Raw genomic sequence first — 24,709 nt, forward strand, 5'->3', positions numbered from 1 at the left:
ATGCGCCCGTCTTTGTCGTTGAAAGTGGCAACTATGCACGGCGGATTTTCGGAAAAACTGCGGTGAGTTTAAGGCAAACTGCCCCGATCTTGACGCATTCCCGCTGCGAAATTGATCTGCACCAAGGTCCGAAGCAGCAGGCAATGGTAGCGTGCCTCAACACCTCAGATGAAGGGAGAACGTGAATGAATATCCTTATCTGCTATGCCTCGACCGAGGGGCAAACGCGAAAGATCGCCCAGTTCTGCGCAGGGCAGCTTATTGCCAAGGGCCACAGCGTCGAAGTGATCTCGGCCGGGGATGCGGATGAACTGGACCTTGGTGTCTTTGACGCGGCGATCTTGGCCGGGTCGGTTCATCTTGGCCGCATTCAGTCGGAACTGGGCGATTTCGCCCGCACCCACGCGGCTGTGTTGAACGGGATGGCGACGCTGTATCTTCAGGTTTCTCTTGCCCGGGCAGGGGAGGAAGAGACGGATATGGCAGAACTGGCCGCCATCGCCAGCCGGTTTTGCGCCGATTCAGGCTGGACTCCAGGTGCTATCCACCAGATCGCAGGTGCTTTTCGCTTTACCCAGTATGATTTCTTCAAGGCCTGGGCGATGCGCTGGATCGCGTCGCGCAAGGGCCAGGAGATCGACCTGCAGGGCGACACCGAATATACCGATTGGGCCGAACTGGCTCAGATCCTGTCGGACTGGCCCTAGATCAGCAGATCGAAGGTTTTGATGAACGGCAATTCGCGCGCCCGGATGCCGGTCAGATCAAACAGCGCATTGCCCAGGGCAGGCATGGCGGGTGGCGTGCCCGGTTCGCCCGCACCGCCCATATGGGCGTTGTTTTCAAGTATCCGGATCTCGACCTCGGGCGCGGTGTGCATCCGCATCAGCGGATAATCTGGGTAATTCAGCTGTTCGACCTGGCCATCGGCAAAGCTGATCTCTTCGAAACAGGCGGCCGACAGGCCAAAGATCATGCCGCCAAACATCTGCGCCTTGATGTTTTCAGGGTCGACCGCCAGCCCCGGATCGCAGGCAAGCCACGCCTTGTTGACGCGGATCGTTCCGTCTTCGTCCACCACTTCGACCACCTGCGCGACCGAGGTGCCGAAGGAATAACAAAAGGCCACGCCGCGCCCGACGCCGTCAGGCGTTTTGCCTGTCCAGCCGGACATTTCGCGCACAGCCTCCAGGCAGGCGGCGCTGGGCGCATGTTCGGTGCGCATCAGCTCAAGCCTGAACTCCAGCGGATCGCGACCGGCGGCATGGGCCATCTCATCGATGAAGGTTTCCTGAAAGAACGCATTGTGCGAATTCCCAACCGACCGCCAGATGCCGACAGGCACCGCCAGATCGGCCAGATAGCCACGCATCCGGTAATTGGGCACGGCATAGGGTTGGTTGTAAAACCCCTCGACCAGCACTTTGTCGGGGCCCATCAGCGGCAGCCCGGCCATCCGGTCGGCCATTTGCGCGATGGGCGGTTGCGCCGCGACCTGGCCGTCAATCATCACGGCCTGTCCATCCAGAACCGCGCCTGACATCCGCGCCACGGCGGCAGGGCGGTAAAACCCGTGGGTCATGTCCTCTTCCCGGGTCCAGGTCAGTTGCACGGGCGTGCCAGGCATGGCCATTGCCACCTGGGTGGCAAGATTTGCAAAGTCCAGCTCGGCCCGCCGACCGAAACCGCCGCCCAGATAGGTGGTGTGAACCGTAACCTGATCGGTCTCAAGCCCCGCGCGTTTGGCACAATCCCATTGCACCAGGGTGGGCGCCTGCGTGCCGCACCAGATCTCAAGCGCGTCGCCGGTGAAACGCGCGGTTGCGTTCATCGGCTCCATCGTCGCGTGCGCCAGATAGGGCACCTTGTATTCCGCCTCGATCCGCTGCGCGCCCTCTGGCAGGTCGGTCACGTCGCCGTCGTTTCGCAACCGGCTATTGGCGCGGCCATCGAAGCTGCGCGCGATCTCGGCATAGATCGCGTCGGAGGTTTCGGGGTAGGGGGCAGGGCCCCATTCCACCCCGATCGCATCGCAAGCCTGGACTGCAAGCCAGGTGTTCGTAGCGATCACTGCAACACCCCGGCCAAGATCCACGATCTGCTCAACCCCTGGCATTTCACTGGCAGCGCTGGCGTCAAACGACAGCATATTGCCCCCCAGCCTGGGGTTCATGCGCAGAGCCGCGAATTTCATGCCAGGCAGGCGCACATCCACGCCGAATTCCGCTGTACCGGTGGCCTTGGGAACCATGTCGATCCGGTCCATCGGCTTGCCCAGGTACCGCCAGTTGGACGCGTCGCGCAGCGGGGCGTCGACCGGGTTGACCCTCGCCGCATCTTCGGCCAGCTGGGCATAGGTTAACTCCTGACCGTCGGGCGCAATCACTTTGCCACCCTCGGTCCGCAGGCTGTCACGGGACACGCCCAGACGTTGCGCGGCGGCCTCTTTCAGGGTTTCGCGTGCGGTTGCTCCGGCCTCTCTCAGACGCACAAAGCCATCGCGGGTCGAGGCCGATCCGCCCGTGATCTGCAGGTTGACCAGTTTCGCCACATGGCCAATGGCCTCGGTATAGGCGTGTTGCCATTCGCCCCGGTCATAGCCTTTGCCAAAGACCGTGTAATCGCCAAAGGCCGAATTGTAATAGGCCTTTGCCGGAGGGCCATGAAGCACACGCACGTCGTCAAGGTTTACATCCAGCTCTTCCGCGATCATCGCGGCCCAGGTGGATTGCACACCCTGTCCCATTTCGGCGCGCGGTGTGATCAATGTAACACCTTGCTGGTCGATGAACACGAACGGATTCAGCGCCGCTTCGCCATCACCGGGCTTCAAAGGGTTCGGCGCGGGCCGCGATACCGCATAGGCACCAAAGGCCACGCCGCCCACAATGGCTGTGGACCCGATCAGGAAGCTGCGGCGCAGGATCTTTCCGACAGACGCCATCTCTTACGCCTCCTTCATCATCTGCGCGGCCCGTTTCACCGCTGCGCGAATACGGGGGTAGGTGCCACAGCGACACAGATTGCCCTGCATCGCGTCGTTGATATCGGCATCGCCGGGGTCGGGGTTTTCTGCCAGAAGGGCGGCGGCCTGCATGATCTGGCCGGACTGGCAATAGCCGCATTGCGCCACCTGTTCCTCGACCCAGGCGCGCTGGACAATGGCCAGCGTCGCGGGCGTGCCCAAACCCTCGATCGTTGTCACGTCGCCCCAGACATCACCCAGTGCCACCTGACACGAACGCACCGCTTCACCGTCGATATGAACCGTGCAGGCCCCGCAGGCGGCCACGCCGCAGCCGAATTTCGTGCCGGTCAGGTTGAGGGCATCGCGCAGCACCCAAAGAAGCGGGACGTCATCGGGCAGGCTTACATCGTGTCGGATCCCGTTCACGGTCAGAGATGTTGTCATGGCGTGATCCTCCATCTGCGCGTCTGACATTTTTGTCGAAAATTGTCATGGTGTCAATTGACAAAAATGTAGGCTTCTGTCAACTATCTGACATGAATGAAGAAACTGGCGATAGCAAACGGCAGGCAATCCTTCAGGCTGCATGGCAGGTTTTTGCGGCATATGGATATCGCAAAACCTCGATGGATGATATTGCGCGCGCCGCCGGCATGTCGCGCCCTGCCGTCTATCTGCATTTCAAGGGCAAGGAAGAGATCTTTCGCAGCCTTGCGCAAAGCTATTTCGACACGGCATGCGATGCCGTGGCGCAGGCGCTTTCCCAGGATGATAGCGTGGCGCAAAGCCTGGAACGGGCCTTTGAGGCGCAAGCGGGCGAAACGATTGCAGCCATGCTCGGTTCAGCGCATGGCCGCGAATTGCTGGATGCGGGCGAGACGGCGGCCCCCGATATCGCCGCTGAAGGCGAGGCGCGGTTGACCGCGATCTACGCCACCTGGTTGCAGCGCCTCGCCGATCAGGGCCGCGTCGATCTTGCGGGCGATGCCACGGCAACGGCCGCCACAATCAGTGCGGCCTACAAAGGTATCAAGACGGCAAGCCCCGACTTCCCCAGCTTTCAGCAGCATCTGCGCATTCTGGCGCGCAGCATCGGTCAGGGATTGACCCGCGCGGGCTGATCAAAGCGCCGTGCGCAGGTGCCACAACTCGGGGAAAAGCTCCACCTCCAGCATCCGTTTGAGGTAACTCACCCCGCCCGTCCCGCCTGTGCCACGCTTGAAGCCGATCACGCGCTCGACAGTGGTGACATGGTTGAACCGCCAGCGGCGGAAGTAATCCTCAAGGTCCACCAGCTTTTCAGCAAGCTCGTACAGCTCCCAATGGGTCTGCGGATCCTCGTAAACCTTGCGCCAGCACTCCATCACCGCGTCATGACGCGCCTCATCCGACGCCTGGTCCAGATCAGCGGGCAGGGGGTACGCCTGATGCAACGCCGTCAGCGCCACGTCATAAAGCGAAGGTTTTTCCAGCTCTTCCTCCAGCAGGCGCACCAATTCCGGGCGATGGGCGTGTGGACGAAGCATCGCCGTGTTCCGGTTGCCCAGCATGAATTCGATCAGCCGGTACTGATGCGACTGAAACCCCGAAGACTGGCCAAGGGCGGCGCGAAAGGTGGTGTAATCGCTGGGCGTCATGGTGCGCAGCACGTCCCAGGCGCTGTTGAGCTGTTCGAAAATCCGCGACACGCGCGACAGCATCTTGAAGGCGGGGCGCATCTCGCCGGTCTGCAGCTGGTTGCGTGCCGCGTTCAGCTCGTGGATCGCCAGCCGCATCCACAGCTCGGATGTCTGGTGCTGAATGATGAACAGCATCTCGTCATGGGCATCCGACAGCGGCTTTTGCGCCGTCAGGATGGCATCCAGGCCAAGGTAATCGCCATAGGACATGCGCCCGTCAAACGACATCTGCGCGCCTTCGGTCGAGGGATCATAGGGTGTGTTGGTCATGGTGTGTCCTTTCACATGCTTGGGAACCGGGGTCAGGGAAAGGACACCCCCCTCTGGTTCCGCGTCCCGCAGGCCGCCAGCCGCCGCCACAGGGTGATCCATCCGGCCGGGCGGCACAGGGGCAGGCGCGCCGTGCTCATGTGACGGCTGCGCGCACCTTGTATTCGGCGCGGTCCCATTCTTTGTTGGTCATGACATCGGAAATGATGCTGATGGCGGCCGACACATCCGCTTCGTCGATGTAAAGCGGAGTGAACCCGAACCGCATGATGTCGGGCGCACGGAAATCCCCGATCACACCGCGCGCGATCAGCGCCTGCATCGCGGCATAGCCTTCGACAAACCGGAACGACACCTGGCTGCCGCGCGCCTCAGCGTCGCGGGGGGAGGCCAACTCAAGCTCGGGGCAGGCAGCTTCGATCCCGGCGATGAACTGCTCGGTCAGTGCGATGGATCTTGCGCGCACATCCGCCATGTCGGCCATGTCCCAGATATCCATCGCAGTCTCAAGCGCGGTCAGCTGCAGCACGGGCGGTGTGCCCACGCGCATCCGCTCAACCCCCGTACCCGGGCGATAGCTCAGATCGAACGCAAAGGGCGCCTTGTGGCCTAACCAACCAGACAGCGCAGGCACGGCCCGGCCTGCATGGCGCGGCGCGACATAGATGAAAGCAGGCGCGCCCGGACCACCATTGAGGTATTTATAGGTGCAGCCCACAGCGAAATCCGCGCCCGCGCCCGCGACTTCCACGGGCAGGGCGCCCGCGCTGTGTGCCAGATCCCACACGGTAAGCGCGCCCACCGCATGGGCCTTGGCGGTCAGCGCGGCCATGTTATGTTTGCGCCCGGTGCGGTAATCGACCTCGGTAATCATCAGCACGGCGATGTCTTCGGTGATGTTTTCCTCAACCGCCTCCGGGTCCACCACCCTCAGCTCATATTCCGGCCCCAACGTGCGCAGCAGCCCTTCGGCCATGTAAAGATCGCTGGGAAAGTTGCCATTGTCCGACAAGACGACCTTCCGGTCTGACTGCAACTCCAAAGCCGAAGCCAGCGCCTGATAGACCTTGATCGACAGCGTATCGCCCATGGTCACATGGCCCGGCTCTGCCCCGATCAGCTTGCCGACCCGGTCACCCAGTTCCATCGGCTGCGCCATCCATCCGGCCTTGTTCCAGCCGGTGATCAGCATCTCACCCCATTCCTTGCGCATCATCCGGTCCAGCCGGGCAGGGGCCGCCTTTGGCAAGGGGCCCAGCGAATTGCCATCCAGATAGATCACGCCCTGGGGCAGATCGAACATGGCCTTGGTCGCGGCGAAATCGGTCATCGGGCAGCCTTCCGATTTATTTTAAGCTTGAAGTATATTGTGAGACCTACCCCCAATCGCGCGCCCTGTCCAGTGAAAGGGCGCGCCTGGTCTTCTTCTCTTTCCAAATACGGAAAAATCCCGGCGGCGGGGGTCAGACCTGCCCGCCGGCAATCTCGATCGTCTGGCCGTTCATGCTCTCGGACCCCGGACCGCAGAGGTAAAGCACCGCCGCCGAAACCTCCTCGGGTGCGATCAGGCGGTGATGCCGGTTCGAGCTGACCATGATTTCAAGGGCCGCTTCCTCCGAAATGCCTGCCCGCTGCGCGATCGAGGTGATGTTGCGCGTCACGATGGGCGTATCGACGTAACCGGGGCAGATCGCGTTGAATGTATAAGGCGTGCCCAGATAATCCTCGCTCAGCGACCGGGTCAGACCGATCATCCCGTGTTTCGAGGCCGAATAACACGCCGCCCCCTTCAGCCCGCGCAACCCGGCAAGCGACGCCACCGTGATCACCCGCCCCCAATCGGTCTGCCGCATGGATGTCAGACTTTCCCGGATCGTCAGGAACGCGCCATCAAGGTTCGTGGCCATCATGTTGCGCCAGAACTCCATCGAGGTCTTGTGCACTGCCTTGCCCTCGGCAATGCCTGCATTGGGGATGCAGATCTGAATGGGGCCATTCTGGGCCACGGCCATGGCGATCTTGTTGGTGACATCCGCCTCGTCGCGCACATCCATGGCCATGCCGGTCATGCCATCGGTGGCGACCTCGTCCAGAACCTCTTGGCGGCGGCCGGTTATGGTGACATGGACGCCCTGCGCGACCAGCGCTTCGGCGATGGCGAAACCGATGCCGGTGCCGCCGCCTGTGATCAATGCGTGTTTTCCTGCCAGATTCATGTCGCGTTCCCTCCCTAAGATCTGTTGTCGCGCGCACCGTGACGCGCGCTGCGCCTGCATGCAAGACGCGCCGTTCCGTCACGTTGCGCGCGGCACCCGTTTTCTTCCAAAGAAAACGGGTCGGAGATTTTCCAAATCTCCGTTACCCGCGAAGGAAAGGATACGCCATGAAATGGATCGACATCCCGCCCGTCTGGCTTGCTGCGTTTCTTGCCGCGGCCTGGGTGCAATCCAGCCGCTTTCCCATGGGCCTGACCTTTGGCGGGGCGTGGTCCGATTTCGCGGGTGGTCTGCTGGTTGGCGGAGGGCTATTGCTGATGCTTCTGGCGCTGATGGAATTCCGCCGCCACAAGACCACCGCCGTTCCACACCACACGCCCTCCACATTGATCCAGTCCGGCATCTTCCGGCGCACGCGCAACCCCATCTATCTGGGCGATGCGCTGATCCTGGCAGGGCTGATTCTGCGTTGGGATGCAGTGTTGGCGCTACCACTTGTACCGATTTTCATCTGGGTGATCGAAAAGCGTTTTATCATTCCCGAAGAAGACCGGATGCGCCGCACATTCCGGGCCGATTTTGCCCGTTATGCCAGCAAGGTACGCCGCTGGGTGTGAGAGGATTGCGACATATTCCTGCCAAGACACGCCATCAGCTTGCGCAATTTTATTGCGCGCTGTAGTGGACAGATTCTGCAACCGAACCATTTTGCGCCACAGCATGGCGAGAGGGGGATGACAGGTGAAAATCGGAACGCCGAAAGAGACGGACGCGGGCGAAAACCGCGTCGCAATGACACCGGACAGCGCGCTGCAGCTGCAAAAGCTGGGCCATGAATGTGTGATCGAAACCGGGGCAGGCGCTGCCGCCGGCTTTTCGGACGCCGCCTATAAAGAAGCGGGCGTCGAAGTGGTCAAAACGGGTGCCGCGCTCTTCAAGGCCGCCGATATCGTGGCCAAGGTTCGCCCCCCGTCCGACACCGAGGTCAAACGCCTGCGCGAAGGTCAAACGCTGATCTCGTTCTTCTACCCGGCGTCCAATGAAAAGCTGATGCAGCAGGCCGCCGACAAGGGCGCGACCGTCATCGCAATGGACATGGTGCCGCGGATCTCCCGCGCGCAGAAGATGGACGCGCTGTCCTCCATGGCCAATATCGCCGGTTACCGCGCGGTGATCGAAGCGGGCAACAACTTTGGCCGCTTCTTCACCGGTCAGGTAACCGCCGCAGGTAAGGTTCCGCCCGCCAAGGTTCTGGTCGTGGGTGCCGGTGTGGCCGGTCTGGCCGCCATCGGCACGGCAACCTCGCTGGGTGCGATCACATACGCCTTTGACGTGCGCCCCGAAGTGGCCGAGCAGGTCGAATCCATGGGCGCCGAGTTTGTCTTCCTGGATTTCGAGGAAGAACAGCAGGACGGTGCGGCCACTGGCGGCTATGCCTCTGTCTCCTCGCCCGAATTTGCCGCGGCACAGCTCGCCAAGTTCCGCGAGCTGGCCCCCGATATGGACATCGTCATCACCACGGCGCTGATCCCCAACCGCGAAGCGCCCGAGCTGTGGACCGAGGACATGGTGCAGGCCATGAAACCCGGTTCCGTCATCGTGGACCTTGCGGCCGAACGCGGCGGCAACTGCAAACTGACCGTCAAGGACGAGAAGATCGTCACCGATAATGGCGTCACGATCATCGGCTATACCGACTTCCCCAGCCGGATGGCCGCGCAGTCGTCGACACTTTATGCCACCAACATCCGTCACATGATGACTGACCTGACGCCGGAAAAAGACGGTGTGGTCAATCACAACATGGAAGATGACGTGATCCGTGGCGCGACGATCACCCATGCCAAGGAAGTCACCTTCCCGCCGCCGCCGCCGAAAGTGCAAGCCATCGCGGCGCAGAAGAAGGAAAAACCCAAAGAGCTGACCGCGGAAGAGAAGCGCGCGCAGGAAGTCGCCGCCTTCAAGGCGCAGACCAAGCAGCAGGTGACCCTGCTTGCCATCGGTGCCGCGCTGGTTCTGGGTGTGGGCCTCGTGGCCCCGGCCAGCTTCATGCAGCACTTCATCGTGTTTGTTCTGTCGGTCTTCATCGGCTTCCAGGTGATCTGGAACGTGGCGCATTCGCTGCACACCCCGCTGATGGCTGTCACGAACGCGATCTCCTCGATCATCATTCTGGGTGCGCTCATCCAGATCGGATCAAGTTCGGTGCTGATCACCCTCCTTGCCGCCGCGGGGGTCTTCATGGCCTCGGTCAACATCTTCGGCGGCTTCCTCGTGACACGGCGCATGCTCGCCATGTTCCAGAAATCCTAAGACGCGAGGGCTGAGATTATGGAATTCGGATTTACCATTGCGGCCTATGCAGTTGCCGCTGTTCTGTTCATCCTCTCGCTGGGCGGCCTTTCGGGGCAGGAAAGCGCGAAACGCGCCGTGTGGTACGGCATCGTCGGCATGGCGATTGCCGTTGTTGCCACGATGGCAGGGCCCGGTCAGGGCCTGTGGGGCGCGTCGATCATCCTGATCGCGCTGGGCGCGGGCGTGGGATATCAGCTGGCCACCAAGGTCCAGATGACCCAGATGCCCGAGCTTGTGGCGATCATGCACTCCCTCGTCGGTCTGGCGGCGGTCTTCGTGGGCTTCAACGCTGACATCATGATCAACAATGTCGGCGCGATCTACGAGGGCGCGGGCCAGGTCATGGGCGCGGTTGGCCCCGACGGCTATACAGCCATTGGCCTGCCGAAAGAGCTGTATGACGGTCTGTCCTCCTTCGGGCAGCTGATCGCCAAGAAAACGAATGTCGAGATCAACATTCTGAAAATCGAACTTGTGCTGGGCATCTGGATCGGTGCCGTGACCTTCACCGGGTCCGTGATTGCCTATGGCAAGCTGGCCGGCAAGGTCGACAGCGCGGCCAAGCAGCTGACCGGCGGTCACATGCTGAACGCGGCTGCGGCCTTCTTCTCGGTCGTGCTGGCGGTGATGTACCTGGCCGACGCGGGCAGCTGGACGCTGATCCTGCTGACGCTTCTGGCGCTTTTCATCGGCTATCACTTGATCATGGGTATCGGCGGTGCCGACATGCCCGTCGTGGTGTCGATGCTGAACAGCTATTCCGGCTGGGCGGCTGCGGCCATCGGTTTCAGCCTGGGCAACGACCTGCTGATCGTTGTGGGCGCGCTTGTGGGTTCGTCCGGTGCGATCCTGTCCTACATCATGTGTAAGGCGATGAACCGGTCCTTCATCAGCGTGATCCTGGGCGGCTTCGGCGGCGCTGCAGGCGAACAGATGGCGGTCGAAGGCGAACAGGTCGCGATTGACGCCGATGGCGTTGCCGCAGCCCTGAACGAGGCCGACAGCATCATCATCATCCCCGGTTACGGCATGGCCGTGGCGCAGGCGCAGAATGCGGTCAGCGATCTGGTCAAGAAGCTGCGCGCCAAAGGCAAGAACGTGCGTTTCGCGATCCACCCGGTTGCAGGCCGTCTGCCCGGCCACATGAACGTGCTGCTGGCCGAAGCGAAGGTGCCTTACGACATCGTGCTGGAAATGGACGAGATCAACGAAGACTTCCCCGATACGGACGTCGCCATTGTGATCGGCTCCAACGACATCGTGAACCCCGCCGCGCAGGAAGACCCCAACAGCCCCATCGCCGGGATGCCGGTTCTGGAATGCTGGAAGGCCAAGCAGGTCTTCGTGTCAAAGCGTGGTCAGGGCACAGGGTATTCGGGCATCGAGAACCCGCTTTTCTACAAGGAAAACACCCGCATGTTCTATGGCGACGCGAAAGCGTCCCTGGACATGCTGCTGCCCAAGATCGACTGATCCCAGGCATCAGATGCAACAATAAGGCCCCGCCAACCGGCGGGGCTTTTTATTTCACCCTTGTCAGGTCAAGATTCGCCGCATAGATTAATCCGAGTAAAACACTCGGATTAATTTGAACCGCATGCACGTTTGTAACACAGCCCTTCGCGACAGCACTCCGCTGGTAACGCACACGCCACCACCTCCGAAGGTGCTGGCCGACCTGCGTGTCATGGGGCGCAAGGCGCGGCTGTTCGGGGCCATCGCTGATGATCCGATGCAAATTCTGCTGGCACGCTTGCCCAAGGCTCTGGGGCGGCGTTTGGTCTTTTTTGAGGCCACGTCCCACGAAATGTCCTTTGACGAAGCCTGGTTGCTGAATCTGTTCGATGCCGTTCACAAGCTGGATCACGACCGGTACTGCTTTGCCATGCGGTCCCGGATGTCCCGCGCTCAGGCGTCCGAGCTGCACTTTCTTGTGTGTAAAGCTGCGCGAGCACTAGACGTCTAACGCTGTCATGCTAAGTTGACAGCGCCAGCCGTCGCCAGCCTAAACGAAAAATTGAACGAGGATACACCCATGACACAGACTGCTGTGGATCTCAGCCCGTCTGCCCGTGACGCCATCGCTGACGCGTTGAACCAATGCGTTGCTGAGACGGCCGTAACAACCATGTTGGCGCAGAACTTCCACTGGAACGTGACAGGCATGGCGTTTGGCCCGCTGCACGAACTGTTCCAGAAAATCTACGAAGACCATTTCGAAGCCCAGGACGATCTGGCCGAACGGGTCAAAGCGCTGGACGCCCATGCCGAAGGCACGCTGGCCGGTATGCTGAAACGCTCCAAGATCGACGAGTTCGAAGGGAAGGGCGACGATCAGACCATGATCAAAACGATGATGGATGCACAGGTCGCTCTGGCGGCGACTGTTGCCTCAGCAGGTGAGCTTGCGGCCGAACATGGCGATACGCTGACCGAAGATCTGTGTATCGCACGCGGTCAGACACACGAGAAATTCGCGTGGTTCCTGCGGTCCCACCTCGCGTGATCTAGGCGCATCGCGCCAATCAGGCAAAAGGGTATTCAATGCCTTTCTTGGCGCATTTCTTCGCGTAAGCAATGCGCCACCCCTTGTACTTGCCCATCTCATTTTGCTGATGCTCCAGCATTTGCACAAAGGCGGCACGGTGGCTGTCTTTCTTTAACGATTTGAAAAGAGACTTCTGCGCCTTGGTCATTGCGCATCCGATGCAGTGGCCGGCGCGCTTGTATTTGCAGACATCGATACAGGGGTTGGGTGTTTTCGCCATAACTTCACTTTGTCAGTATCAGTTTGCCGGATTTCGTGACGCGCAGGATGTAAAGCACACCGTTCAGCATCAGGCCGGCACGCTGATCCGGGCCCAGAAGGCCGTCCACGTCGTGGATGGGCATCTGCCCAGGGTCGCTTTTGGGGCCTGTTGCATCGGTCATATCCGCAATCTGACTAAAACAGTCAGAAATAACAAGAGGGCATGGCGCCAAAAAATATATTTTTGAGATAAATGTTTTTTGCAGCCGCAGGGCTGCTGAAAAATTGCGCGAAATCTGCGGATTCCGCATACAAAGGTGTACATGTAAATATCAGAAATCTTTAGATTTTTTCTTTACAGACGGCCTTGGCGCAGTACATAGCTGTCTCAAAGGAGCATCAGATGCCGCCAATCGAAGACCATCCTCTCCGCTACAAGCTGGCAAATGAGCTGCATGCGCGCCCGTTCCCGTCCATGGCGACGCCCTGCACAGCCGTCTATATCGCGATCAAACAGCCCACCGAGGCCGTCAGCCGCGACCGGGCACTGGACCTTGCCCATCTGACGGCCTTGTTGGACCGGTATGGCGCGCCGCATCCACAGCCGGGGGCAACCCATTATTCCGGGAAGATCGGCCGGTATAAGCTGAAATGGGAACAGCACACCGAATTCGTTACCTACACGGCCTTTTTTGACGGTTTGAGCCCGCGCGCCTTCGATCCCGCCGATTTCGAGGTTTTTCCGGAAGACTGGCTGGAGCAGGCTCCGGGCCAGCGCATCACCTCCGTCACCTTGCGGCTGGAAGAGCGGCCCAGTGACACGGATATCGACGCCTATCTGACGGATTGGTTCGTGCCCGAAAGCCTGGCCGTCAGCACGGTTCTGGACGACACGGCTGTCGTGGCGGGGGATTTCCGCATCGACACGGCCGGGCATCTGCGCTTTGCGGTCTTTGCCAACCCCGATACCGGCAGCCGCAGGCTGGGCCGCATCGTCCAGCGCCTGTGCGAGATTGAGACATATAAATCCATGTCCATGCTGGGCTTTTCACGGGTCCGCAGCCTGTCCCCGCGGATCGGAGAACTGGACAATCACCTGACCAAGCTGATGGGCGAGATGACCGCAGGCGAGCACCCGGCCGAGGAAACGCTGCCGCAGCTTCTGTCCATCTCGGCCGAGCTTGAGACGATTTCGGCCAAATCGTCTTTCCGCTTCGGGGCAACGGGCGCCTATGAGGCGATTGTCACCCAGCGGATCAACGCCCTGCGCGAGGCGCGGTTCAAAGGCCGGCAGACCTTCGCGGAATTCATGATGCGCCGCTATGAGCCGGCCATGCGCACGGTCAAATCGACCGAGGCGCGGCTGGCCGCACTGGCCGACAGGGCCATCCGGGCGGGCGATCTGCTCAGGACGCGGGTGGATGTGGAACGCAGCGCGCAGAACCAGAAACTCTTGGAAAGCATGGACCAGCGCGCCGATATGCAGCTGCGCCTGCAGCGTACGGTCGAAGGGCTGTCCGTGGTCGCGATCAGCTATTACGCGGTCTCGCTTGCGCGGTACATGCTCTATCCGCTGTCCGATGCCAGCGGGGTCTCTTCCGGGTTGCTGACGGCGCTGGTCACTCTGCCGGTTGTAGGCCTTGTGTGGTGGCTGATCCGGCGGATCCGGAAACAGATCGAATAAGCGCCTGCGTGGCCAGCGCGCCCGCTGCGATGGCCACCAGCGCGAGGATGGCCGCAACGCTCAGCGTCGCTGTGCCCGACAGGCCTGCGCCCACCGTGCAGCCGCCCGCCAGAACACCGCCCACGCCCATCAGCGCACCACCGGCCAGATAACGTCCGGTCTGGCGCGGCGATTCAAAGCTCTGCCAGCGGAATGTGCCAGCCAGCAGCGCCGCGATCAGCGCGCCGCCCAGAACGCCACCCACAAGGCCCACGCCGAAACCGGCCGGGATCGACGATGACGCCACGGTGAAGAACAGCGTGTCGGCCGCAGGTGAGGTGAAGGACAGGCTTTCCATTGCGATCGGGTCGAATTCGTCAAACAGCACAAACCCTGTGCCCACCCATCCCAGCGGGACCAGAAGGCCAAGTGCGGCGGCCCCCACAAGCGGCAGGGCGCGATTGCCTGACCGCCAGGCAACGGCAAGCGCGGCCAGTACCAGAAGTGCGGTCCAGACCACTGCGCCGCCGGGCAGGGCGGCCAGAGACGTCATTGCGCCCAGATCGACGGTGACGGCGCCCAGCGTGGTGCGCAGGGGCGCCAATACGCCTTTCAGCGTCGCATGGGCGACGGCCGCGAAAACAAGAAGCACCAGAAGCGCACGCAGGTTGCCGGTGCCGGTCAGGACCGTCAGACGGGACAGACAGCCCCGCGTCAGCACCATACCCGCGCCAAAGGCCAGACCGCCAAGCGAAATGGCCAGCACGGGCAGGTCGGACGCCATGAACCGATGCGCGTCAAAGGCGATGAGCCCCTGCGCCACCGCGATCTGCGTGCCCAGAACCGCCGTGGCCAGCGCTGTCAGCCACACGCCTGAGGCTGAACGGCGATCGCTGCCCACCAGCGAGCGGCGCAGACAGAACCCTGTGCGTTCGGCCAGAACCCCAAAGGCCAGTCCCAGCGCCAAAGCCAGAAAGACGCTCGCTTCGCGCGGCGTCGTGTCGATGAATCCAAGGCTCTCGAACATGGTGTCCCCTTTTTCGCGTCAATGCGGAACAGATGTTCCAGATGAGCCAGACTTTGGGGTGAATCAAGAGCCGGGTTCTTCGCTTGCCATCGCACGACAGGGAAATTGTTCTGGCCTGGGGAAAAGGGCTGAACAACGGTTCTGCCTGACCGGCGCCCGGCCACGCGGGCGTTCGCGATGGAAGCCCGCATGTTGAAAGCCGGTCTTTTTTTGTGGTTCAGCGGCCCCGGATACGTGGATCAAGCGCGTCGCGCAGGCCATCACCAAGGTAATTCACGCTGAGCACGGTCAGTGAGATCAGCAGCCCCGGCCAGATCACCCGTTCAGGATACAGTACCATCCGGTCCACGCTGTCATTCAGCAGGCGTCCCCAGGTGGGGAAATCCGGTGGGAAGCCGAAGCCCAGGAAGGACAGCGCCGATTCCGTGATGATCGCCGTGGCAATGCCCAATGTGGCCGACACCATGATCGGTGACAGCACATTGGGCAGCAGGTGGCGCACCATCAACTGAGTGGAATTCGTGCCCACCGAACGGGCGGCCAGGACAAACTCCCGTTCCTTCAGCGCCAGCACATCGCCGCGCACGATCCGCGCGGTCTGCATCCAGGAGGTGATCCCGATCAGGGCCACGATCAGGATGAAGATACCGCCCTCGGTTCCGAAGGCATTGGACAGGGGTTCGCGGAAGAGAAGCGAGGCGACCAGGATCAGCGGCAGCAGGGGCAGAGCCAGGAACAGGTCGGTCAGGCGCATCAGCGGGCCATCGAGCCGCTTGAAGAAGCCCGCGATCACGCCGATCAGCGTGCCCAGCAGGATCGACAGGACCATGGCTGTCAGCCCCACCGCGATTGACACGCGGCCACCTGACATGAGCCGCGCGAGGGTATCCCGGCCAAGGTTGTCGGTTCCCAGCGGATGCGCCCAGTTCACTTTTGCCCCGCTGTCCCACAGCGCGACATAGATGGGCCGCGTATCGCGCAGGTTGATGAAATCGCGCCCTTGGGGCAGGAATTGCGGGTCCACATGCCAGATCAGCGGGCCTACCAGCACACCCAGAATGATGAAGATGAACAGATAGGCACCTGCCATGGCGCCCTTGTGGGCCTTGAGCTGGCTCCAGATCTCGGCCCATTGGCTGCGCGGCGGCTTGGTCGGGATGGCCTCGACCACACCTTTTTCGGGTGCCGGGGTGGCGGGGACGGGCTCAGTCATAGCGGATCCTCGGGTCGAGAATGCCGTAGAGGATATCGGCAATCAGGTTAAAGAGCACGATCAGCACGGCAAAGATGAAGGTCAGCGTCTGGACCATGGGCAGGTCGTTGGCCTGGATCGCGGTGATCAGCAATTGGCCGATGCCGTTCACCTTGAAGACCTGTTCGGTGATGATGGCGCCGCCAAAGATGGACGGAATGCCAAGCGCGATCACGGTCACGACCGGGATCATGGAGTTTCGCAGCACATGCACCAGCACCACGGATTTCTCGCGCAGGCCCTTGGCGCGGGCGGTGCGGACGTAATCCTGATTGAGGTTGTCCAGCATCGAAGCGCGCATGAAGCGGCTGATCTGGGAGGTGATCTGCAGCGCCAGCACCATCACCGGCATGATCATCTGCTGAAGTTGCACCACGAAACTGTCCCAATCGGTGACCCGGTGCGTGGTGTCGTAAATAGATGGGAACCAGCCCAGTTGCACCGCGAAGATCACGATAACCAGAACGCCCGAGAAGAAAGGCGGGACGGAAAAGCCGACCATGGTGATGAAGGTACCGGCGTTGTCGAACCAGCTGTACTGGCGATAGGCGGAATAGATGCCCACGGGCAGGGCGATCAGGATACCGACGACATAGGCGGTGCCCACCACCCAGAGGGTTTGGGGCAGGCGCTGGACAACGATGTCCATGACGGGGGAGCGGGTCTGCCAGCTGATCACGCGCAGATCATCGGCGCTGAAAGAGGTGCCTAGGTAATAGTCGATCAGAACCTGCGGTTCGATCCAGAAGAACTGCACGATCCATTTCCAGTAGCGGATCGGCCAGGGCTGGCCCAGACCCAGCGCCTCGCGCATCTTTTCCTTGACTTCGGGTGGGACGGTCAGCGGCACCTGCGCCATCGGGTCGCCAGGGGCCAGTTCGAGAAGCAGGAAGATCACCAGAGAGATGAACAGAAGCGTCGGGATAGCCAGAACCAGACGTCTGATCGTGAAGGTCAGCATTCAGGGATACCTCGGTACATATCTCTGTAGGGGAGGAGCGACAGACGGGATGTTCCCGTCTGCCAGGGTTTCGCATGCGAAACCTTGTTTGTTAACAAAGGGTTAACAGGTCTCGCGCGATGCGGATCAGGAGCCTTCCAGGCGGTACCAGTCCGCCACGTTCCACAGCTCGCTGTCCCACACGTTCAGGATGACACCACCCAGCGTGTTGGCATGCGCCGACAGACGCCCTCGGTGCACCAGCGGGATCATCGCGCCACCTTCGACCGCCATGTCGTTCAGACGGCGCGCAATCGCCGCACGCTCGTCAGCGTCCGCGGTGGTGGTAAGCGTTGCATACAGCGCGTCATACTCTTCGCTGCAGAAGCGCGAGATGTTCTCGCCCTGCCACTGCGTCGCGGGAGAGGGCGCCTTGTCGCAAAGTGCGTTGCCCAGATAGGACTGGGGATCGGTGCCGTTGAAGGTGTTGGCGTACATTTCAACATCGGCATAGAACTTCTGGAACGTGTCGGGCGAACCCGGGTCACCACCGAAGAAGACCGATGCGTTGATGTTGCGCAGCTCGGCTTCGATACCGATTTCAGCCCACCAGCCCTTGATCAGCGCCTGGAAGTCCTGACGGACGGCGTTGGTCGACGTCTGATAGAGGATCTTCATGGGCTTGCCGTTGGCTTCGCGGATACCGTCGCCATCGCTGTCGACATAGCCGGCTGCTTCGAGCATGGCTTTCGCGCCTTCCAGATCCTGGGTGTCGCAGGTGAAGGTGTCGGAGTTCACAGCCGCCGGAGCAGGCACCCAGTTGCAGGTCACTTTACCTGCCTGGCCATAGCCGATTTCCACCAGCAGCGGACGGTCGATCGCCATCGACATGGCTTTGTAAACGGCCGGATCACCCAGGAACGGATGCGGGCGGATCACCGAACGCTCATCCGGGCCCAGGGCCGGATCGGGGTTGGTGTTGTTCAGCATGATGCGTTCGACCAGCGGGCCAAAGCCTGCCACGGGCGTGCCTTTTCCGCCGGCTTCCATCTGTGCGATCACATCAGGTGCCAGCTGCAGGTTCCAGGCATAGTCAAACTCGCCCGTTTCCATCACCGCGCGGCCCGCGGCCGTTGCATCGCCGCCGCCCTTGAAGGTCAGCGTTGCGAAGGCCGGTTTGTTCGGATCGCGATAGTTGGGGTTTGCCGACATGGTGATCACGTCGTTGGGTTTGAACTCATCCACCACAAAGGGGCCGGTGCCGATCGGGTTGAAGTTCTGTTCGGTGCATTCCGGTGCACGCGCGCCCATGCAGTCCGCGAATTGAGCAGCCTGGATGATGGGGCTTTCGCCGCCAACGAAGGGGCCATAGGGGAAGGGCGTGGGTTTGTCGAAATTCACGATGACGGTCAGGTCATCGGGGGTTTCCACACTGCTCACACCATCGAATTTGGTCAGCTGCGCGCAGCCGCCTTCGGGATGGGTGCAATATTCATAGGTGAATTTGACATCGGCCGAGGTGAACGGGGTGCCGTCCGACCAGACGATGCCAGGCGTGATCTTCCAGGTGATCTGCGTCAGGTCTTCGTTCACGCCACCATTGGACACGGTGGGCACTTCGTCCACCAGCCAGGGGACCAGTTCGCCCGTTTCATTATAGCGCGCCAGCGGCTCGATCACGAGCGAGGCGGATTCCACATCCTTCGTACCGCCCGACAGGAACGGGTTCAGGATCGAGGGGGCTTGCCAGTAGATGATGCTCACATTGCCGTCCGATCCGCGTTCGGCGAACGCGGCCGGCGCAAGAGCGGTCGTGGCAATTGCACCCATCAAAAGGGTTTTGAGGTTCATTATACACTCCTTGTTGGACACTAAGGTCGCGTTATCGGCCCGGACGTTTGCCGGACCTTGATGTGACGCCCAAAGCAATTGCCCGGGTTCGCTGCGAAAACCTTCCGGTTTTTCGAGACAACCCAAGCGCGTCAGGACGGCCATGCGATCATCGAAACAGAGTTTTTGAAAAATGCAAGCCTTGCCGTCGGGAAATCTGCCCGTTTGGTTTGACACTGCCTAGGACGTGGTCTTAGCGTTTGCCAACCACTTCTGAGAAGGAACGCGCGTGCTGGATCAGCCAATTGCCCAGATCAAGGGGCTCCGTGTCGAATTTCAAACCAAGGATGGACCGGTTGTCGGGGTCGAGGATGTCTCGTTCGACATCAATCCGGGCGAAACCGTTTGCGTCGTGGGCGAATCCGGATCGGGCAAATCGGTCTCGTCTCTGTCTCTGATGCGGTTGGTGGAATTCGGCGGCGGAGATATCGCCGGGGGCGTGTTGCTGTTTGATCGCCGCGATGGCGGAGAGATCGACCTGTCGAAGGCCTCTCAGGACAAGATGCGCGATATCCGCGGCAACGAGATCGGCATGATCTTTCAGGAGCCGATGACGGCATTGAACCCGGTCTTCACCGTGGGCCGCCAACTGACCGAAGGGTTGCGTATTCACAAGGGCATGTCGCAATCGCAGGCCGAAGCCCGTGCGCTGGAATTGTTGCGGCAGGTGCGTATCCCCGAGCCGGAACGCCGTTTGAAGCAATATCCGCATGAATTGTCCGGCGGGATGCGCCAGCGGGTGGTGATCGCCATGGCGCTGGCCTGCGAGCCGCGTCTGCTGATCGCGGATGAACCGACTACGGCTTTGGATGTGACGATCCAGGCCGAGATCCTGGCCCTGATGGACCGGCTGAAACGGGAAACCGGCACGGCCGTGATGTTCATTACCCATGATATGGCGGTGGTGGCGCAGATGGCGGACCGGGTTGTCGTGATGTACCGCGGCAACAAGGTGGAAGAGGGCCCTGTCGAAGACATTTTCGAGAACCCGCAGCACGATTACACCAAGGCGCTTTTGGCGGCTGTCCCCAAGCTGGGCGAGATGAAGGGCAAGCAATATCCCGAGCCGATGAAGCTGCTGGGTGTGGAAAACCAGAAGATTGCGCCGATCCCCGGCACGAACGAGACCTTGCTGACGGTCAAGAACCTGACCACGCGTTTTCCCGTAAAGGGCGGGTTCTTCCGGCGCACTGTGGCCAATGTGCACGCGGTGGAAGATGTGTCGTTCACGCTGAACAAGGGCCAGACGCTGAGCCTTGTGGGGGAATCGGGGTGCGGCAAATCCTCGGCCGGGCGGTCGATCCTGCGGTTGGTCGAGCCGTTGTCGGGGCAGATCGATCTGGATGGCACCGATGTGATGAAGCTGGGGCGCGAGGGGCTACGCCGCGCGCGCCAGGACATGCAGATGATCTTCCAGGATCCGTTTGCGTCGCTGAACCCGCAGATGCAGCTGATGGATCAGGTGAGCGAGCCGATGCGCAATTACGGCATTGCGTCCGGGTCGGAGTTGCAGGACCGGGTGGCGAGCCTGTTTGACCGGGTGCAACTGCCGCGCAGTTTCATGCGGCGTTACCCGCATGAGATGTCGGGCGGGCAACGCCAGCGGATCGCGATTGCGCGCGCTTTGGCGTTGAACCCCAAGCTGATCATCGCGGACGAGGCTGTGTCGGCGCTGGATGTGTCGGTTCAGGCGCAGGTGCTGAACCTGATGATGGACCTGCAGGCCGAGCTTGGGCTGAGTTATCTGTTCATCTCGCACGATATGGCGGTGGTAGAACGGGTCAGCCATAACGTGGGTGTCATGTATCTGGGCCGGATCGTGGAACTGGGCCCGCGGGCGCGGGTTTTCGAAAACCCGCAGCACCCCTATACCCAGGCGCTGATGAAAGCTGTGCCCATCGCGGATCCGCGCAAGCGCAAGTCTGAGAAAGAGCTGAATTTCAAGCCGATCCCGTCCCCCATTCATCCGGTCGATTATGATCCCGCGCCCTCGGAATATAACGAGGTGGAACCGGGCCATTTCGTCCTGACCACCGACAGCGGGTATTGAGCGCGATGCTTTTCTTCGAAGAAAAGCACGCCGGGCCCGGGAACGGGTGCGCATAGGCAATATGACACATGTCCTGACGCCGCTTGAAATCATGACCAAGCTGATCTCGTTCCCGACGGTCAGCCGCGATACCAACCTGCCACTGATCGACTGGGTCGAGGAGTATCTCTCCTCCCATGGTATCACGTCCCATCGTTGGCCCGACCCGGATCAGCCGCATAAGGCGGCGCTTTTCGCCCATGTGGGCCCTTGGGAGGAGGGGGCGGTCGTTCTTTCGGGCCATACGGACGTCGTGCCGGTCGACGGCCAGCCCTGGGACAGCGACCCGTTCGAGGTGGTCGAACGCGACGGGAAGTATTTCGGCCGCGGCACCTGCGACATGAAGGGCTTTGACGCGCTTGCCATCTGGACGCTGGTCGACGCGCATCGGCGCGGGGTGAAAACGCCCCTGCAACTGGCGCTGAGCTTTGACGAGGAAGTGGGCTGCACCGGCGCCCCCCCGATGATCGAGGCGATGCAGCCCGTTCTGCCCAAAGGCGCGTCTGTCATCGTGGGCGAGCCGTCGATGATGAAAACCGTCACCGGCCACAAGGGCGGGCAGGGCTTCATGGTCGACGTGATCGGTTTTGAGGTCCATTCCTCGATCATGCATACGGGCGTCAGCGCGATCATGGAGGCGGCCAGGATCATCGACTGGGCCAATCACGTGAATGCCGAAGAACAGGCGCGTGCGCCGTCGGCGATTGCGGCGATGTTCGATCCGCCCTGGACCTCGCTTCATACCGGGATCATCGAAGGCGGCACGGCGCAGAACATCACGGCCAAGCATTGCCGGTTCGATATCGGCTATCGTGCCGTGCCGGATGCGGACCCGAAAGCCTGGCGCGACCGCATTCTTGAGCGCATCCGCAGCGTCGAGGCGGATATGCAGAAGATCCACCCCGATGCGCGCATTGACGTGGACGAACGGTTTCACGTGCCGGGCCTCAGGCCTGAGGAAGACGGGCAGGCTGAGGAACTGGTCCGCGCCATCACCGGCGACAACGGCACCCATGTGGTGAGCTATGGCACCGAAGCCGGGCAGTTTCAGGCCGCCGGATATTCGGCCGTTGTCTGCGGGCCCGGTGATATTGCCCAGGCACATCAGCCCAATGAATTCGTCACCGTGGCGCAATTCGAGGCAGGCCATGCCTTCATGAAAAAGCTGGTGGATCGTCTGGCTGCCTGATCCTTCGACGGCCCTTGCGGGGGCGCGTGCTTTTATGCAGGCTGCGCCTCGCACCTCAGGAAGGATCCCCCATGCCCATTCGCAATCGCCTCGCCGAACTGCATCCCGAAATCACCAAGTGGCGCCGGCATCTGCATGCCCATCCCGAACTGATGTACGAGCTGCATGAAACCGCGGCCTTCGTGCAGGAACGCCTGAAAGAGATCGGTGTGGACGAGATCACACCCGGTATCGGGCGCACCGGCGTGGTGGCCGTGATCAGGGGCAAGACCGATACAAAGGGTCGGGTGATCGGGCTGCGGGCGGATATGGATGCGCTGCCCATCCCCGAGCAATCCGGGGTCGATTATGCATCGCAGACGCCCGGTGTGATGCATGCCTGCGGACATGACGGTCATACCTCGATCCTGTTGGGCGTGGCGAAATATCTGGCAGAGACGCGGAATTTCGACGGAACAGCCGTGCTGATCTTCCAACCGGCAGAAGAGGGCGGCGCAGGCGGCAAGGCGATGGTCGATGACGGGTTGATGGACCGATGGGGCATTCAGGAGGTTTACGGCCTTCACAACGCCCCCGGCATCCCGACGGGCCAATTTGCGATCCGGCCCGGCCCGCTGCTGGCCAGTTCGGATGAATTCGAAATCACCGTGACCGGCAAGGGCGGCCATGCCGCCGCCCCGCATGAGGCGATTGATACCACTCTGGTGGCGGCGCAGATCGTCGTATCGCTGCAATCCATGGTCAGCCGGAATGTCGATCCGATCCACCGGGTCGTGTTGACCGTGGGCACGTTTCGGACCGACAGCAACGCGTCGAACGTGATCCCGCACACTGCCGTGATGGAGGGCACCGTGCGCACGCTGGATCCCGAATGGCGCATCCGGGCCGAAGAGCGCATTCGCACCATCGTTGAACATACCGCGCTGGCCTATGGCGCCACGGCCGAGGTGAAATGGACACCCGGCTATCCGGTGACCATCAACCATGACGAACAGACCGCCTATGCCATCGACGCGGCGATTGCCGTGGCGGGCGAGGCGCAGGTCGATCCTGACACGCCGCCCATCCTGCCGGCGGAAGACTTCTCCTATATGCTGGAAGCGCGGCCCGGGGCGTTTATGTTCCTGGGCAATGGCGACACCGCCATGTGCCACCACCCGGCCTATATCTTTGATGATGAGGCGATCCCGGCGGGGGCCAGCTGGTTCGTGGAACTGGTGGAACGCCGGATGCCCGCGCAATAGGAGAGCGTCATGCCCATCAAGAACCGCATTGCCGATATCGCACCAGAGGTCGCCGAGTGGCGCCGCGATATTCACATGCACCCCGAAACCCGGTTCGAAGAACACCGCACCGGCGCCTTCGTGGCCGAAAAGCTGAAGGAATTCGGCTGTGACGAGGTGGTGACGGGCGTTGGTCAAACCGGAGTGGTGGGCGTGATCCGGGGCCGTCCGAGCGACCGCGTGATCGGGTTTCGCGCAGACATGGACGCGCTGCCGATCATGGAGGCGACGGGGGCCGACCATGCTTCGATCACGCCGGGAAAGATGCATGCCTGTGGGCATGACGGGCATACGGCGATGCTGCTGGGTGCGGCCAGATATCTGGCTGAGACGCGGAATTTCGACGGCACCGTCATTCTAATCTTCCAACCGGCGGAAGAAGGCGGGGGCGGCGCGCGGGCGATGATCGCCGATGGCCTGATGGAGCGTTTCGGCATTCAGGAAGTCTATGGCATGCATAACTGGCCGGGCCTTCCCGCAGGCCAGTTCGCTGTGCGGGACGGGCCGCAAATGGGGGCCGTGGATTTCTTTAACATCACCGTGCGCGGCCGCGGCGGCCATGCGGCGTTGCCGCATCTGACGGTGGATACCTCGGTTGCGGCTTCTGCCATCGTGATGGCGGCGCAGTCGATTGCCTCGCGCAATGTCGATCCGCTGAAAACCGTGGTTCTGTCGATTGGAGGGCTGCGGTCGGATACCGATACGTTCAACGTGATCCCTGATACGGTCACCTTGAAGGGCACGGTGCGGTATCTGGAGCCTGAGGTGCAGGCGCTGGTCATTGACCGGCTGACTGCGATTGCCGAAACGACCGCCCAGGCCTATGGCGCGACCGCGACGATCGACTATACCAAGCAGGTGAATGCCACGATCAACGATCCCGAAGCCGCCGCCCGTGCGGCCGAGATTGCACGGGCCGTTTCCGGCGACGTGATCCGCGACATGCCACCCGTGATGCCGGGAGAGGATTTTTCCGACATGCTGAACGCCGTGCCGGGCGCCTATATGTTCATCGGCAATGGCGACAGCGCGGATCTTCACCATCCGAAATATGATTTCAACGACGACATCATCGCCACCGGCATGAGCTGGTATGCCGAGATGGCCGAACAGGGCGCGCGGGCTTGAGACTTTTCTGC

Annotated in this window: 23 protein-coding genes; 12 read left to right on the top strand and 11 right to left on the bottom strand. The window is 61.4% G+C overall.

Going from position 1 to position 24,709, the window contains the following annotated elements; all coding sequences use genetic code 11:
- The first annotated feature begins 185 nt into the window (after window positions 1-185).
- Complete coding sequence (locus TR61_RS02915; protein WP_050928051.1) at window positions 186-707, top strand: flavodoxin domain-containing protein; 522 nt, start codon at window positions 186-188, stop codon at window positions 705-707.
- Here the strand turns inward: TR61_RS02915 and TR61_RS02920 are convergent.
- Window positions 704-2,944 carry a xanthine dehydrogenase family protein molybdopterin-binding subunit gene (locus TR61_RS02920; protein WP_050928052.1) on the bottom strand — a complete coding sequence of 747 codons (2,241 nt, stop codon included), beginning with the start codon at window positions 2,942-2,944 and terminating at the stop codon, window positions 704-706. The genes TR61_RS02915 and TR61_RS02920 overlap by 4 nt on opposite strands.
- 3 nt (window positions 2,945-2,947) lie before the next feature.
- A complete protein-coding gene (locus TR61_RS02925) occupies window positions 2,948-3,412 on the bottom strand; it encodes a (2Fe-2S)-binding protein (RefSeq protein WP_050928131.1) in 465 nt (154 codons plus the stop codon).
- A gap of 92 nt (window positions 3,413-3,504) precedes the next feature.
- Between TR61_RS02925 and TR61_RS02930 the strand changes: the two genes are divergently transcribed.
- Complete coding sequence (locus tag TR61_RS02930; RefSeq protein WP_082181822.1) at window positions 3,505-4,089, top strand: TetR/AcrR family transcriptional regulator; 585 nt, start codon at window positions 3,505-3,507, stop codon at window positions 4,087-4,089.
- Here TR61_RS02930 and kynA read toward each other — a convergent pair whose 3' ends face one another.
- From kynA to TR61_RS02945, 3 genes are all read right to left on the bottom strand, one after another.
- The gene (gene kynA / locus TR61_RS02935; protein ID WP_050928132.1) at window positions 4,090-4,917 is read right to left on the bottom strand and encodes a tryptophan 2,3-dioxygenase; all 828 of its coding nucleotides are present in this window, start codon (window positions 4,915-4,917) and stop codon (window positions 4,090-4,092) included.
- Between the two features lie 136 nt (window positions 4,918-5,053).
- Window positions 5,054-6,247, bottom strand: a complete 1,194-nt coding sequence (gene kynU / locus TR61_RS02940) for a kynureninase (protein WP_050928054.1) — start codon at window positions 6,245-6,247, stop codon at window positions 5,054-5,056.
- A 133-nt stretch (window positions 6,248-6,380) separates the two neighbouring features.
- Window positions 6,381-7,133 (bottom strand): SDR family NAD(P)-dependent oxidoreductase, encoded by a 753-nt coding sequence (locus TR61_RS02945; protein ID WP_050928055.1) that lies wholly within the window; start codon window positions 7,131-7,133, stop codon window positions 6,381-6,383.
- A gap of 167 nt (window positions 7,134-7,300) precedes the next feature.
- Between TR61_RS02945 and TR61_RS02950 the strand changes: the two genes are divergently transcribed.
- The 5 genes from TR61_RS02950 (at window position 7,301) to TR61_RS02970 (ending at window position 11,994) form a co-directional block, all read left to right on the top strand.
- A complete protein-coding gene (locus TR61_RS02950) occupies window positions 7,301-7,750 on the top strand; it encodes a methyltransferase family protein (protein WP_050928056.1) in 450 nt (149 codons plus the stop codon).
- A gap of 124 nt (window positions 7,751-7,874) precedes the next feature.
- On the top strand, window positions 7,875-9,446 hold the full coding sequence (locus TR61_RS02955) for a Re/Si-specific NAD(P)(+) transhydrogenase subunit alpha (protein ID WP_050928057.1): 1,572 nt from the start codon (window positions 7,875-7,877) through the stop codon (window positions 9,444-9,446).
- An 18-nt stretch (window positions 9,447-9,464) separates the two neighbouring features.
- Window positions 9,465-10,961 (top strand): NAD(P)(+) transhydrogenase (Re/Si-specific) subunit beta, encoded by a 1,497-nt coding sequence (locus TR61_RS02960; protein ID WP_050928058.1) that lies wholly within the window; start codon window positions 9,465-9,467, stop codon window positions 10,959-10,961.
- Between the two features lie 193 nt (window positions 10,962-11,154).
- Window positions 11,155-11,454, top strand: coding sequence for a hypothetical protein (locus TR61_RS02965; protein WP_245626803.1), 300 nt, complete (start codon window positions 11,155-11,157; stop codon window positions 11,452-11,454).
- A 69-nt stretch (window positions 11,455-11,523) separates the two neighbouring features.
- The gene (locus TR61_RS02970) at window positions 11,524-11,994 is read left to right on the top strand and encodes a Dps family protein (RefSeq protein WP_050928060.1); all 471 of its coding nucleotides are present in this window, start codon (window positions 11,524-11,526) and stop codon (window positions 11,992-11,994) included.
- A gap of 19 nt (window positions 11,995-12,013) precedes the next feature.
- Here TR61_RS02970 and TR61_RS02975 read toward each other — a convergent pair whose 3' ends face one another.
- Together TR61_RS02975 and hemP are read right to left on the bottom strand one after the other, a co-directional pair.
- Window positions 12,014-12,256, bottom strand: a complete 243-nt coding sequence (locus TR61_RS02975) for a DUF1289 domain-containing protein (RefSeq protein ID WP_050928061.1) — start codon at window positions 12,254-12,256, stop codon at window positions 12,014-12,016.
- Between the two features lie 4 nt (window positions 12,257-12,260).
- Complete coding sequence (gene hemP, locus TR61_RS19835; RefSeq protein ID WP_245626804.1) at window positions 12,261-12,419, bottom strand: hemin uptake protein HemP; 159 nt, start codon at window positions 12,417-12,419, stop codon at window positions 12,261-12,263.
- Between the two features lie 221 nt (window positions 12,420-12,640).
- On the opposite strand from hemP, the gene TR61_RS02980 reads away from it, so the two are divergent.
- A complete protein-coding gene (locus TR61_RS02980) occupies window positions 12,641-13,921 on the top strand; it encodes a DUF3422 family protein (RefSeq protein WP_050928062.1) in 1,281 nt (426 codons plus the stop codon).
- Here TR61_RS02980 and TR61_RS02985 read toward each other — a convergent pair.
- The 4 genes from TR61_RS02985 to TR61_RS03000 all read right to left on the bottom strand — a co-directional run bounded on the left by TR61_RS02985 (window position 13,857) and on the right by TR61_RS03000 (window position 18,970).
- Window positions 13,857-14,927 (bottom strand): YeeE/YedE family protein, encoded by a 1,071-nt coding sequence (locus TR61_RS02985; RefSeq protein ID WP_050928063.1) that lies wholly within the window; start codon window positions 14,925-14,927, stop codon window positions 13,857-13,859. The two genes, TR61_RS02980 and TR61_RS02985, sit on opposite strands and share 65 nt — an antisense overlap.
- A 217-nt stretch (window positions 14,928-15,144) precedes the next feature.
- Window positions 15,145-16,140 carry an ABC transporter permease gene (locus TR61_RS02990; RefSeq protein ID WP_050928064.1) on the bottom strand — a complete coding sequence of 332 codons (996 nt, stop codon included), beginning with the start codon at window positions 16,138-16,140 and terminating at the stop codon, window positions 15,145-15,147.
- On the bottom strand, window positions 16,133-17,140 hold the full coding sequence (locus TR61_RS02995; RefSeq protein WP_050928065.1) for an ABC transporter permease: 1,008 nt from the start codon (window positions 17,138-17,140) through the stop codon (window positions 16,133-16,135). The genes TR61_RS02990 and TR61_RS02995 overlap by 8 nt, the downstream gene beginning before the upstream one ends.
- A 126-nt stretch (window positions 17,141-17,266) precedes the next feature.
- Complete coding sequence (locus TR61_RS03000) at window positions 17,267-18,970, bottom strand: peptide ABC transporter substrate-binding protein (RefSeq protein WP_050928066.1); 1,704 nt, start codon at window positions 18,968-18,970, stop codon at window positions 17,267-17,269.
- A 268-nt stretch (window positions 18,971-19,238) separates the two neighbouring features.
- Here TR61_RS03000 and TR61_RS03005 point away from each other — a divergent pair, with 268 nt between their 5' ends.
- The 4 genes from TR61_RS03005 to TR61_RS03020 all read left to right on the top strand — a co-directional run bounded on the left by TR61_RS03005 (window position 19,239) and on the right by TR61_RS03020 (window position 24,698).
- Window positions 19,239-21,059 (top strand): ABC transporter ATP-binding protein, encoded by a 1,821-nt coding sequence (locus TR61_RS03005; protein ID WP_050928067.1) that lies wholly within the window; start codon window positions 19,239-19,241, stop codon window positions 21,057-21,059.
- A gap of 61 nt (window positions 21,060-21,120) precedes the next feature.
- Entirely contained in the window at window positions 21,121-22,287 is a 1,167-nt protein-coding gene (gene argE, locus TR61_RS03010; protein WP_050928068.1) for an acetylornithine deacetylase, read from the top strand.
- 71 nt (window positions 22,288-22,358) lie between these two features.
- Window positions 22,359-23,531, top strand: a complete 1,173-nt coding sequence (locus TR61_RS03015) for a M20 aminoacylase family protein (protein WP_050928069.1) — start codon at window positions 22,359-22,361, stop codon at window positions 23,529-23,531.
- Window positions 23,532-23,540: 9 nt separating this feature from the next.
- Entirely contained in the window at window positions 23,541-24,698 is a 1,158-nt protein-coding gene (locus TR61_RS03020) for a M20 aminoacylase family protein (RefSeq protein WP_050928070.1), read from the top strand.
- Window positions 24,699-24,709: the final 11 nt, after the last annotated feature.

Source organism: Aestuariivita boseongensis, from assembly GCF_001262635.1.
Taxonomy (GTDB): Bacteria; Pseudomonadota; Alphaproteobacteria; order Rhodobacterales; family Rhodobacteraceae; genus Aestuariivita; species Aestuariivita boseongensis.

What these genes read in the sequence shown, in the direction of transcription:
- TR61_RS02915 (WP_050928051.1), top strand. Translation starts at nt 186, where the DNA reads ATGAATATCCTTATCTGCTATGCCTCGACCGAGGGGCAAACGCGAAAG.
- TR61_RS02920 (WP_050928052.1), bottom strand. Translation starts at nt 2,944, where the DNA reads ATGGCGTCTGTCGGAAAGATCCTGCGCCGCAGCTTCCTGATCGGGTCC.
- TR61_RS02925 (WP_050928131.1), bottom strand. Translation starts at nt 3,412, where the DNA reads ATGACAACATCTCTGACCGTGAACGGGATCCGACACGATGTAAGCCTG.
- TR61_RS02930 (WP_082181822.1), top strand. Translation starts at nt 3,505, where the DNA reads ATGAATGAAGAAACTGGCGATAGCAAACGGCAGGCAATCCTTCAGGCT.
- kynA (WP_050928132.1), bottom strand. Translation starts at nt 4,917, where the DNA reads ATGACCAACACACCCTATGATCCCTCGACCGAAGGCGCGCAGATGTCG.
- kynU (WP_050928054.1), bottom strand. Translation starts at nt 6,247, where the DNA reads ATGACCGATTTCGCCGCGACCAAGGCCATGTTCGATCTGCCCCAGGGC.
- TR61_RS02945 (WP_050928055.1), bottom strand. Translation starts at nt 7,133, where the DNA reads ATGAATCTGGCAGGAAAACACGCATTGATCACAGGCGGCGGCACCGGC.
- TR61_RS02950 (WP_050928056.1), top strand. Translation starts at nt 7,301, where the DNA reads ATGAAATGGATCGACATCCCGCCCGTCTGGCTTGCTGCGTTTCTTGCC.
- TR61_RS02960 (WP_050928058.1), top strand. Translation starts at nt 9,465, where the DNA reads ATGGAATTCGGATTTACCATTGCGGCCTATGCAGTTGCCGCTGTTCTG.
- TR61_RS02970 (WP_050928060.1), top strand. Translation starts at nt 11,524, where the DNA reads ATGACACAGACTGCTGTGGATCTCAGCCCGTCTGCCCGTGACGCCATC.
- TR61_RS02975 (WP_050928061.1), bottom strand. Translation starts at nt 12,256, where the DNA reads ATGGCGAAAACACCCAACCCCTGTATCGATGTCTGCAAATACAAGCGC.
- hemP (WP_245626804.1), bottom strand. Translation starts at nt 12,419, where the DNA reads ATGACCGATGCAACAGGCCCCAAAAGCGACCCTGGGCAGATGCCCATC.
- TR61_RS02980 (WP_050928062.1), top strand. Translation starts at nt 12,641, where the DNA reads ATGCCGCCAATCGAAGACCATCCTCTCCGCTACAAGCTGGCAAATGAG.
- TR61_RS02985 (WP_050928063.1), bottom strand. Translation starts at nt 14,927, where the DNA reads ATGTTCGAGAGCCTTGGATTCATCGACACGACGCCGCGCGAAGCGAGC.
- TR61_RS02990 (WP_050928064.1), bottom strand. Translation starts at nt 16,140, where the DNA reads ATGACTGAGCCCGTCCCCGCCACCCCGGCACCCGAAAAAGGTGTGGTC.
- TR61_RS02995 (WP_050928065.1), bottom strand. Translation starts at nt 17,140, where the DNA reads ATGCTGACCTTCACGATCAGACGTCTGGTTCTGGCTATCCCGACGCTT.
- TR61_RS03000 (WP_050928066.1), bottom strand. Translation starts at nt 18,970, where the DNA reads ATGAACCTCAAAACCCTTTTGATGGGTGCAATTGCCACGACCGCTCTT.
- argE (WP_050928068.1), top strand. Translation starts at nt 21,121, where the DNA reads ATGACACATGTCCTGACGCCGCTTGAAATCATGACCAAGCTGATCTCG.
- TR61_RS03015 (WP_050928069.1), top strand. Translation starts at nt 22,359, where the DNA reads ATGCCCATTCGCAATCGCCTCGCCGAACTGCATCCCGAAATCACCAAG.
- TR61_RS03020 (WP_050928070.1), top strand. Translation starts at nt 23,541, where the DNA reads ATGCCCATCAAGAACCGCATTGCCGATATCGCACCAGAGGTCGCCGAG.